Below are 11,730 nucleotides of genomic sequence, written 5' to 3'. Positions count from 1 at the left end.
TTGGATATAAAACACCTGCAGAGGTCTTCGCTGCAACATAAACATAAAATGTTGCACTTATATTGACAATCTATCATATAAAAAGGGAAAGGTTAAAAGGTGATTATATGGCAAATTATATAACATTTTTTCCAGTAGATAATGGGGATATGACACTTATTGAAACAAAAAATAAAAGATATATTATGATAGATTGTAATATCAGAGATGCTCAAAGTAATGATAAAATTTATGACTGCAATGAATATTTGCATAATAATTTACTTACTGATAATGGACAAATTTATTTAGATGCATTTTTCTTAACTCATTCTGATAATGATCATTGTCGTGGGATTAGAGAATATTTCAATCTATGTGAACCAGATAAACTTGATGACGATAAAATGAGGATTGATGAATTATATGTACCTGCAAAACTTATGATGGATGATGAACATTATAATGATGATGCAGATGCAATAAGAGAAGAGGCACAGAGAAGACTAGACTTATTAGGTGAAGATAAAGCTGATTTGCCTGGTAATCGTATAAAAATTGTAGGATATAGCAAAGAGTTAAAAGATTACACTAATGTTATTATTCCCGCTGGAGCAACTATTGATACTATAAATGGAGATGAAGATTATGGTGCAGAAATATTTGTATTAAGACCGGTAAAGAAAGCAAATGATGATGAGGAATCAGATGTAAATGACTGTACGGCTTCTTTTAAAATAAGTTTCGAGATTAATGGTAGTACATATGTTGCTATAATTGGTGGGGATCTAGTTTGTGATAATTGGAAAGAAGTTATTGAATTAAATCCAGATATGGAATTTGATTTATTATTGGCACCACACCACTGCTCTTGGCATGCGGTTAGTACAGAAGATACACATACAGGAAAAGCAGATTCAAATATTAAATCCTTTCTTGAAAAATCCAAAGAAAAGGCTTATATAGTTTCTTCAAGCAAAGCTATTAAGCGTGATGACGATAATCCACCAAGTTATAGAGCAAAAAATGTATATATAAAGCATTTAAAAGAGGCAGAAAGGTTTAAATGTACAGCAGAATATCCGAATGAGAACAACCCAAAACCATTAACTTTTAAAATTACTGGTCAAGGACTTTCAATTAAGTCCATTGATATGTCAACAACTCAATATAACTCTTTTACACAAAAATCATATGGTGGGAAATAATATGCAGAATACAATTTTTGAATGCTACGAATTTCATGAATTAAAGGAGTATCCTGAAAAATATATGCCGTTAATAGAATCAATAAATGAAAATTATAGTATGGATATAATAAAAATATATGAAAGTAACTTATCTGAAGGGTTATTTATTCATATTAAGCTAAAAATTTCAATACCAACAAATGGTGTATATAGAGAACTAGATGTTAATCCGAATGAGGAAATTCTAATGTATGCAAGAACAGATTATCCTTTTTCTGCACCAGCAATTTTATTTGTAAGAAATGATTTTCCTGTTGATAGAATACCACATTTGAATAATGGTGTTCCTGATAGTAATATTCAAATGATGAATCTATGTCTGTACAGGGGAGATATAAACGAATGGTTTTATGAAAATGGTCCAATGGCATTTTGTGATCGTGTTAATGATTGGTTTTCTGACTTGGTTAATGGCGAACTTATAAATGATGATGGGTTTGAAACAGTTAGATATGAAAATATATCAGGATTTGTTGAAATTGATTTTGATTATTTATTAAATATTATATCAACGTATAAACAAGATTGTGGAGATTGTGTTATAGGAATGAAAAAAAAGGGAGAGCAATATTTTGAAGTTTTAAATTTACAATACGATAAAGGATTAGATAAAAATATTCTGCCATGTATATTTGTATTTGATAGGAAAAATGTAATAAGCGATTATATTAGTCAACCTTTTTATAAGGAAAAAGATTTAAAAAATTTTCCTTGTGAGAGTAGAATACAACATGGAATTCGTAAGATGGAGAATAAATTCTATGAGAGAAAAAAACTTGATGAATTAAAAGATATATTAATTATTATGGCAGTAAAGCGTCCAATGCAGGTAATTGGTGGATTTTCTGAGTATGAATTTATAGCAGTATTACTATCGTATAAATTAAAATCTTCCGCAGATATTAAAAATTGTCTTGTTCAAAAAGTTGTAACAATTCAATCTTTAAATAAGCAAATGACTGAGAGGTTGTCTGGCACAGAGAATATTTCAAAGAGACCAATTAATATATTAGGGTGTGGGGCATTAGGCTCTAAGATTTCTATGAATTTAGCACGTATGGGATATACAGAGCAACATCTTTATGATAAAGATATTATTTTACCACATAATTTAGTAAGGCATTATGTAAGTAAAAGGGCTGCTATAGGTTTTCCAAAAGCTCGTATTATGAAAATTGAAATGGACTGTATGTTTACTAATAATAGTTCAAGTCATTTTGAAAATATATTTGATATAGATATACTGCCAGAGGGTATTACGGTTGATTGTACTGCTTCAAAAAGAAGTTTATTTTGGTCTTTATCAAGAGAAATTATAAAATCACCAATGCTAAGAACAGAAATATACTTAGTAGGAAAGATGGGACTTTCTTTGTTTGAAGGTAAAAATAGAAATCCTGATGTATATGATATGCAAGTATCTTTATATTTGAAAGCATTGGAAGAAGATATTATTTCAAACTGGCTTACATATAAACAACCAGAGGATATGAGATATCATATAGGATTTGGTTGTAGTTCTGATACTATGATTTTAGATGATGCAACAATAAGCAATCATGCAAGTGTAGTTCCACATCTGATTAATAAATATCAAGAAAGAGAAAAAGGGATTGCATGTATAAATATTTTTGACTTTGATAATTTGACAAATAACCGACTATATATTTATGAAATAGAACCAATGGTGTTCTTACCATTAGTAGATGGATGGTCTATTCATATTAAACATTCACTTTATCAAAAAATTCAAGAATATTCAAAGGAAGGACTAGAAAATTCAGGAATATGGATTGGATGTATAGAAAAACGAATTAAACGAATTACTGTAATAGATACATTTATTCCTAAAGATAATAAAAGAGAGACTAATACTGTAGTGATGGGAAAAGAAGGAGTAAAAGAATATATAAGAAGTTTAAATGAAAGAACAAATGGTCATCTGAGATATATTGGGGAATGGCATACACATACTTCTGGGAATGCATCACCAAGCAAAAGAGATATAAAAACTTTTGAAGAAACAAAAGTTAGTACAGATATGTTTTTAATGACAATTATATCACCTACAAATACGCAGAACTATATTATTAAAGGGAAAAAACAATGAATATAAAAGATTATAGAGTAAATGAATTGAAAATTTTTGTTATAGCAAATATTTTGGTAGTTTTATGCTTGATAGGAACGATTACTTTTGATGGAGTAATAGAAGAAAATAGCTATATGAAATTGATTATTACAATTATAAATTCTGGACTGTTTTCAAGTATTATCTATGCAATGGTCATAGTTTGTGATTGTATGATCTCAAATCATATTAAAAAGATAATTGTTTTTTTGTGGAGTCCGATGCCAGGAGAGACGATTTTTACTGATATAAAAGATAAGACTAAAGATCTACGTTTTACAACATATGATGTAATTAAAGCATATAGTGAAATTTATGATAATATGCCATCAGAGAAAAAATCTCGTAGGCAATATGAAAATAGTAAATGGTATAAATTATTGCGACAACATGAATCAGAAAAAAAGGTTTTGATTGCACACAGAGATTATTTAATGTGCCGTGATATGTCTACAACGACAATTCTGATGATAATAGTATATATTATTCTTTCTATGGTAATGAAATTAATTACATTTGATAAGAAAGCAATTATATATTTACTGGCAGTATATATAGTATGTATGAGAGCTACAAGGGTTAAATCTAAAAGATTTGTAAAAACAGTTATTGCATGTGATATTAGTCCCAAAAAAGAAAATAGTGAGAATGTAAACTGATTGCAAATTGAGTAAATATATACCAAAATAGGTTTAACAAAGATATTTAAAATTATAAATATGCATGTAAACATCAAAATAAGAGTACTGAAAAATAGAATAAAAAACTATTTTGAAGTACTCTTTTTTATATTCATTTAGCTTATTTTTTAAAGGATAATCACCCTCCCAAAAGAATAAAATAAATAAAAACAAAAAAGGGGGAAACAAAATGAAAAAACTAATCCTAGCAACACTACTAATCACAACTCTACTAATCACTGCCTGCTCCAACACCACACCACAAGACGAGAACATGTACTACGCAATATACGATTCAATATACAAAGTAGACACAAACACCAAAAAATCATCACTATTATACAGCAAAAAGGGCTCGATATTTGATGACAACTTCATCATCCAAGGTGACTGGCTCTATGGTGTGATAGACACTGAGGGGGGATTATGCGATTATATATCCCCATATATTTTCAAAATTCGCACTAATGGTGAGGATTTTCAGATGTTGGCAGATGGAATAGATTTCACTATTTATGATGGAAATATATATTATATGAAGCAGGAGTTCAGCGAGGATCAGGGGTATTTTAAGAGTGGAATTTATAAGATGTCTTTGGATGGGGAGGATGAGGAATGTATAACGGATTCAAAGACAATCGAGGAGTTTACCGTTTACAAGTCAAGGATTTATTATGTCAATTATGTTAATGACATTTATTATTTGGAGAGTATGGATATGGCTGGTGGGCCAGAAGAAATTATATGTAGCGGGGATGTTGATTCTTGGATGAATTGTTTGCAGGGGGATTCTAATTATATATATTTTAATGATGATGGAAATATATATAAGGTTGATATAACTTCTGGTGAAAAATCAACAGTTTTGGAAGGTGCTGATATGCAGGGGATTTCTCCGGGGTATATTTATTACACAGATGATTCTGGTCTTTATAGAATGAGTTTTAGTGATGGATCCGAGGAATGTATAATGAGTGGCAATTCGATGTGGTACATCAGGATAAATGGAGATTATATGATTATAACTGGGAATTATTTTAATGAAAAGAATTATGATGAAAATACAGCGAAGTATCTTTGTAGGTTAAATGGGGATGGAATGACTGTTATTAAGAAGTATTTTTGTCAGTAGTATAAAAAAAATAAAAATGTCGCCTATTTTGTCGTTCACTTTTCGTTATTTATATACTACTATATAAACAAATTATATAAATAAGGAGAGGGAGAATGCAAAAAAAGAATTTTTTAAAAGAAAAAAGGGAGCTAACGGGTATATCACAGGAGCAATTAGCTGAGAAAATTGATGTTTCTGTAAGAACAGTACAAAGGATAGAAGCTGAAAGTGAACTTGTTAACAGAAAAAATGCTATAAATGCGTACAAAGCAATGGGAATTTTAAGAGAGGAAGAAATTTTTGAATTTAAGAATAAAGGGGCATCTAAAGATGTTAAAAATGTATTAGAAAAATTGGGAATTCAGAAAGGTGAAGACTTACTCCATAAGCTAGATAAAAAGTTATTATTGGCATCTAATTATGAGAAAGACGAAGATTTTGATAAGGCAATGAGTATATATAAAAGTTTTGAAGATATATTGCCTTGTGAATATATATTTTTAAGATATGCTAATATATATTTAAATATGGAGATTTGTGAAATGGCTTTAGAGTATAGTCAAAAAGTATTAGATGAAGATAAGACTAATTATGAGGCATTAATAATAAAGGGTATTAGTTTGGCAAAGATGGAAGAATATGATGAGGCTATAATGGTATTTAAGGAAGCTGAAGCAGTTGATAAAACAGAGGAGGTTTATTATAATTTAGGGGTTTGTTGTCACTTTGCTGAGAAAATTGAGGATGCAATAGAATATTATAAAAAATCTTTAGATTTAAATTGCAATTTGGCAGAATCATATTTAAATATGGGTGTGTGTTATTTTTATAAATTTATATATCCTGGATCTGGTGAAAACAAAGAAATTATGTATTCTGAATCTGATGAAAACAAAGAAAACTGTTTAAAATATTTGGACAAGGCGATAGAATTATATCCAATAATGTATCAAGCATATGCTCAGAAAGCAGAACTGTATAAATTTATTGGAGAAGATGACAAAGCAAAATATAATTTTGAAAAATGCTTACAGTTAAATCCAAATCATGATAATGCATTATTAGGGCTGGGAATGCTCTTAATTAAAAGTGGTGACAATGAAAAAGGTGAGGAGTATGTAGGTAAAGCTATAGAGAGTATTTTATATAATAGGAGATATAAAAAATCTATGCTCATAGGCGGTTTGGCTATAAGCGATGGTCAAAATGAATTAATTTATCCAACTATCGGCAAGGTGTGCAAAAACAAAATTGAGTTTGATTATATTGTTAATAAAATAAAATCATCTGTGGAATTATTTAATTTTTCGTATAGACCGATATATATTGATTTTAATAAGAGTATTAGTGTTAATGTTATGGAGCAACAAGATGATATATTGATAGAGATAAATTTTGGCGGATATACATTAAAGGGAACAGCAGATAAAGGAAATGGTTGTTTTAATGAATTCATAGAATTATATAATAATTTTGGACAATTTAGAATTCAGATTGAATCTGAAGAACAAATATTTATTATAGATTCATTAAAGGATATTAATTTTATTTCTTATAGATAGAGTAAATAGATTAAATGTAATAAAAAAGAAAGTAATAATGGTTGTAGTTTAGATATAGTTGTGATTGTAATGAATAGTTTATGGGGGATTAGTTATGAAGATAGTTAATACTTTAGCAAAACTTATAGAATTGATAATTACAAAATGTGGATTAATTACGCCGAAGCAATTTGAAGAGTTGATGTCTAAAGTCAGCAAGGAACAAAGTTATGTAGTCGGTGAGTACACTATGAGAAATATATTAATAACTTGTTTCTTATTTGGAGGCTCTTATTTATATGTGCCAACTTTAACAACAGTATACAAATGGGTGAGAGATGCTGAAATTTACAGATTATACAAAGTGGGCAACAGTACAAAAGACCTAGCGCTTATGTCTAATATAAATAGAAGAAGAGTCTATCAAATAATCAATATTGTCCTCACACTTAAGTATATACGAAAAATCATATATAATCAATATCGAGAAAGTATAGGACAAATAATTACACAATTATATAAATATAAAGATGTGAAAAGAATATAAGTGAACTTGATGACCGCTCATATACATATGTTGGTAAGCATACCACCCAAAATAAGTCTATTCAGTTTCATGGGTTATTTTTGTATGTATACATAAGTCCATAGCCACTGCAAAAACAGTAAATTGCCACACAACAGTCCCCAAACAAGGATAGATAATAAACTAGTGGAACACATTTAATCATGATCAGCGGCGTGAATAAGCCTTGATAATCTTTTGTGTAGAATAAATGTAGAAGTAGCATGAATAGTATGGCTACTTCTTTTGTTATTGATACTTGTTTTTTGTTAATTCCATAAAATTTCCCTCCGTACTTATATGAATGTATCATAATAATAGTATACATTTTAATAGGTATAGATGCTATATTATGTAGGCTTATAGATATTCCCCAGACAAAATGTTGAGAATGATTAAAAAACAAACTATAATTTTATTAACTAAAAAAATATGGGGGAGTAAAAACAAATGAAAAAAAGATTAATTATTTTAATGCTATTTATTCTAGGAATAATGGTTGTAGGTTGTAACAAAGCAGAAATAAGTGAACAATCAGAGGGTATAAGTCAAGAATATAAAGATGCTATGTCAAAAGGAAAATCAAATGTTATAGAGGAGGAATATGACAAAGCCATTGATTATTTTAAATTAGCGTTGGAGTCTAAAAAAGATGATACAGAGGCTAAAAATTTAATAAAGCAGCTGAATTTATTGGTGGAAGCTGAAGATTCAGAGGAACATGGAGCTTATTTCCTTCAGATAGAAAAAATAGATAAGATTAATGATATAAAAACTGAAACTGATGTAGTGAAAGATAAGGCTAATGAGTATAAAAAAACAGTATTGAAAAATATAGATGATTCGATTGATTCTTTTGAAGAGGAAATCAATGATGGTAAATATAAGAGTGCGCAAAAGGATCTTGAAGATACTATAGAAGAATGTAAAAAAAGTGATAGTCTTAAGGAACAATTAGATAAATGTAATGAGCTTTTGAAAACTTGTAAAGAAAAGAAAAAAGAAGCAGAAGAACAAGCTAAGAAACAGGAAGAGCAAAAGCAACAGGTGGCTAGTAATAGCAACTCAAATGAAAGTAGTAAAAAATCATCAGGTAAGAAGAATAGCAATAAAGTTTGGTGTGAATGGAAAAGACATTATGTAGATAAAGAAAATTTTATAGATATGACTAATCGTTGTCAAGGTTGTGAGGTTAGAAGATCGTTGTCAAGTACATTCACTTATGAAGATTGTCCTGTTTGTGGAAATACTTGTGCAGTTTCACGATATTTAGGAAAGTGTCAATATTGTGGAGAGAAGATTTATCCGGCTGTGAAGAAAATTTATGATGATGGGACTGTTATACTTGAAGATGGAAGTACATTGTAAAATAAATAAAAACTAAAATGCCATGCCAAATGGAAAATTAAGTGTAGTAAAAGTAGAACACAAAAAAGGTATATAATTTCCCATAATTAAAAAAATACCATAAAAAAAAGGAAAAAACTCCATTCATGTAGAATTGTAGAATGTAGTCTGAAAACGAACAAGGAGGCATTCCATGAAAATAACATTATCACAAGGAATATTGGTAAACGAAAGAAGCAAAGAAATAGATGAATTTGCGAATATTGTCAAAACAATCGAGAGTGATGTCATACCTCACAAAGGGGATTTTATAAGCGACAGTTTATACGGCGAGTTTAATATTTACGAGTATGAAGTTACTGATGTTGTAATAAGTTATACGGATAATTGCTGTCAAGTGGATTTGGAACCTATGATTGTGGGAAGTAAGGAATTAGTACAAAGATATAAAGATGAAATTGCTCCATGGCACGGTTGGGAGTAAATTAAAAAGGCTAGAATAAAGGTTCTAGTCTTTTTTACTTTTTGGGATGAACACAGTGAATTTTAAGTAACGGACGAAGTCGTTGACGTTATGAACGCAGTGAATTTTAAGTAACGGACGAAGTCGTTGACGTTATGAACGCAGTGAATTTTAAGTAATGTACGAAGTCGTTGACGTTATGAACGCAGTGAATTTTAAATTTAAAAACGAGTGCATAAATATATGAAACCTATGCAAAATATGAGCAAGATATGAAGTTATGAATTTTAAAAATAGAAATCATAAAGTTAATTTTAAGATATTGAAAGGAAGGATTGTTATGACTAAGGAAGAAATGATACAGGGTCTTGTAGAATATTGCGAGCAAGATGAGGACGAGCTGGCGGATTATTCTGAGGATGAGTTAGAGGAAATTTGGGAGACTAGGGAGGAAATTATTCAGGAGCTTATCGAGGATTTTAATCAATATGAGGATGAACTTCGACAATATTCTAAGAGCGAGCTTATTGAGTTGCGCGAGGAACTCGATGATATGAAGGATTTGTTATATCCAAATGGGTATGATGAGGATGATGAAGACTTTGAATATGACGGGTTTGACGATGATTATGAATAAGGAGGCATAAGTCATGTTGTTGGAGTTTTCGTGTAGCAATTTTAAGTCGATTAAGGAAAAGGTCACTTTTTCGGCTATTGCGACGGATAATATCAAAAATGAAAAATTTTTAAAGAAATTTGACGATTTTAGGATTTTGCATACTTCTGTCATTTATGGACCAAATGGTGCAGGAAAGAGCAATATTTTTAAAGGTATTGAATTTATGAGAGATCTGGTTATTAAAAGTAGAGAAAATAGACCTGGTGAAGTGTTGAAACAACCTACTCACAAGATGGCTCATGATAAAAAAAGCGAGTTTAATATGCAATATATAATAAATGATATTAGATATGCTTATGGATTTGTGTTAAAAGATAATTTGGTGGATGAGGAATATTTATATTATTTTGAGGATAAAAATGCTATGAAGGTTTTTGAAAGAGAGGAAGGAGAAGTCTGTTTTGGTGAAAAATTTGAAGAAAATAAGGTGTTGTTGGAGATAATCGAAAATGAAATTGGCGATAATAAACTATTGCTGTCGTGCATTGGTGATAAAAGTGATATTTTTGAGATAAATAATGCATTTTTGTTTTTTAAAGAATATCTTGTCATACAAAATAGTGATGTAAAGACTGAAAGAAAAAACTGTATTAAGGTTATGATGGAAAGTGAGAAGATGAGGGAGTTAATTATATCTGTTTTTCGCGAGCTTGATAGTGATATAAAGGATATTAAAATTGAAAGTTCAGGAGAAAATTTAGACGATAAAGATATAAGAATAAAATTCGTTTACGACGAGTTTGAAACTGATTTGTATGAAGAGGAGTCGATGGGAATCAACAAATTATTTGACCTTGTTTTACCTATTGTAGAGAGTTTTATAAATGGAAAGGTGATGATTGTGGATGAAATCGAATTAAACCTTCACCGAAATATTGCTTATAAAATTATAAGTTTATTTAATACCCATCTTCCAAAGAACTCTGCCCAACTTATTTTCACAAGCCACGATATAAGTTTGCTTAGCTTAAATTTATTCCGAAATGATCAGATTTGGTTTGCACAATTGGGAAAAGACAGGGCAACGGAGCTATATTCTCTTGTCGAAATTAAAAATATTAGGGCTGATGAAAACATCGCAAAGGGGTACATAATGGGAAGATATGGCGCTGTTCCTAGTCTAAAAGATAATGGTGGTGTTGGATGATGAAATTAGATAAACATCGCGATTTAGATTTATCTAAAAGAAAGTCAAATACAAGGGACAAAGTACAACCCGAAGTTATAAAATTCGACTTAGCCGAAATTAAAAAGCATTTTGAAGACAGTATAAAAGATATAGAGGAGCAGTTTAAAACTATTGACTTATTGGAGAGTAAGGATAAGGAAAAAATAGATTATATCCTGCGTTCTCAGATTGTGTTTTTAGGTGGCTCACTCGACTTTTATTTTCATGAAATTACTCAATTCGGCATAATGCAGATGTATGACGAGATATGGCAAGAGACAAAACCTTATAAAAATATAAATATAAAACTTGGAACGATTTTAGATGTATTAAAAGGAGAGCAAGACGACTCATGGTTTATTGAATTTATAAACTACGAATACAGCAAAATCTCGCTGATTTCCTACGATTCAATCGAAAAAGCGATGAATATGATCGGACTGCATATGTATCAAATTGCAAGCAAAATCTACAACTATGAAATAGACAGAAAGGAAAGAGTAACAAAACTAAAAGAAAGGATGAACAGACTTTGTGAAAGACGAAACTCCATCGCCCATCAGTTTGATATGTTTCATGAAAACGCAGAAAAAAAGCCTATTCACATCAACACAGTAAGGGAATTTATTAAAGATACAAAGGAGATTGTCGATGTTGTTAATGAGCTTATGTTGGAGCATGATATTGTTAAAAGATAGAGTGTTGTGAGGAATATGCAGAAGTAGATGAGTTTAATAATATATTCTTATATATAAATTATTTATTTCATATAAGAGTATATTATGATAATGTTCGAAAAATAACAAAAAATAT

At 29.9% G+C, this 11,730-nt stretch carries 10 protein-coding genes and 1 pseudogene; all 11 read left to right on the top strand.

Annotated features, from left to right (window positions below; translation table 11 throughout):
* Positions 1 to 107 precede the first annotated feature (107 nt).
* The 11 genes and pseudogenes from ABCM86_RS05025 (at position 108) to ABCM86_RS04975 (ending at position 11,615) form a co-directional block, all read left to right on the top strand.
* Entirely contained in the window at positions 108 to 1,187 is a 1,080-nt protein-coding gene (locus ABCM86_RS05025; protein WP_307993489.1) for a hypothetical protein, read from the top strand.
* Position 1,188: 1 nt separating this feature from the next.
* Positions 1,189 to 3,339 (top strand): ThiF family adenylyltransferase, encoded by a 2,151-nt coding sequence (locus ABCM86_RS05020; RefSeq protein WP_343003628.1) that lies wholly within the window; start codon positions 1,189 to 1,191, stop codon positions 3,337 to 3,339.
* A 68-nt stretch (positions 3,340 to 3,407) separates the two neighbouring features.
* On the top strand, positions 3,408 to 4,019 hold the full coding sequence (locus ABCM86_RS05015; protein ID WP_343003627.1) for a hypothetical protein: 612 nt from the start codon (positions 3,408 to 3,410) through the stop codon (positions 4,017 to 4,019).
* A 211-nt stretch (positions 4,020 to 4,230) separates the two neighbouring features.
* Entirely contained in the window at positions 4,231 to 5,172 is a 942-nt protein-coding gene (locus tag ABCM86_RS05010) for a hypothetical protein (protein ID WP_343003626.1), read from the top strand.
* Between the two features lie 95 nt (positions 5,173 to 5,267).
* Positions 5,268 to 6,716 carry a helix-turn-helix domain-containing protein gene (locus ABCM86_RS05005; protein ID WP_307993484.1) on the top strand — a complete coding sequence of 483 codons (1,449 nt, stop codon included), beginning with the start codon at positions 5,268 to 5,270 and terminating at the stop codon, positions 6,714 to 6,716.
* Positions 6,717 to 6,810: 94 nt separating this feature from the next.
* Positions 6,811 to 7,320: pseudogene (locus tag ABCM86_RS05000) on the top strand (transposase); the annotation flags it as partial.
* 414 nt (positions 7,321 to 7,734) lie between these two features.
* The gene (locus tag ABCM86_RS04995) at positions 7,735 to 8,628 is read left to right on the top strand and encodes a hypothetical protein (RefSeq protein ID WP_343003625.1); all 894 of its coding nucleotides are present in this window, start codon (positions 7,735 to 7,737) and stop codon (positions 8,626 to 8,628) included.
* 172 nt (positions 8,629 to 8,800) lie between these two features.
* On the top strand, positions 8,801 to 9,091 hold the full coding sequence (locus ABCM86_RS04990; RefSeq protein WP_195928835.1) for a hypothetical protein: 291 nt from the start codon (positions 8,801 to 8,803) through the stop codon (positions 9,089 to 9,091).
* A 319-nt stretch (positions 9,092 to 9,410) separates the two neighbouring features.
* Entirely contained in the window at positions 9,411 to 9,707 is a 297-nt protein-coding gene (locus ABCM86_RS04985) for a hypothetical protein (RefSeq protein WP_343003624.1), read from the top strand.
* 13 nt (positions 9,708 to 9,720) lie between these two features.
* On the top strand, positions 9,721 to 10,896 hold the full coding sequence (locus tag ABCM86_RS04980; protein ID WP_343003623.1) for an ATP-binding protein: 1,176 nt from the start codon (positions 9,721 to 9,723) through the stop codon (positions 10,894 to 10,896).
* The gene (locus ABCM86_RS04975) at positions 10,893 to 11,615 is read left to right on the top strand and encodes a HEPN domain-containing protein (RefSeq protein WP_343003622.1); all 723 of its coding nucleotides are present in this window, start codon (positions 10,893 to 10,895) and stop codon (positions 11,613 to 11,615) included. The genes ABCM86_RS04980 and ABCM86_RS04975 overlap by 4 nt, the downstream gene beginning before the upstream one ends.
* The last annotated feature ends 115 nt before the right edge of the window (positions 11,616 to 11,730 follow it).

The sequence above is a fragment of the Clostridium sp. 2218st1_F5_2218SCRN_220325 genome (assembly GCF_039062665.1).
Taxonomy (GTDB): Bacteria; Bacillota; Clostridia; order Peptostreptococcales; family Peptostreptococcaceae; genus Intestinibacter.
This window is presented reverse-complemented; position numbering and strand designations above follow the sequence as displayed.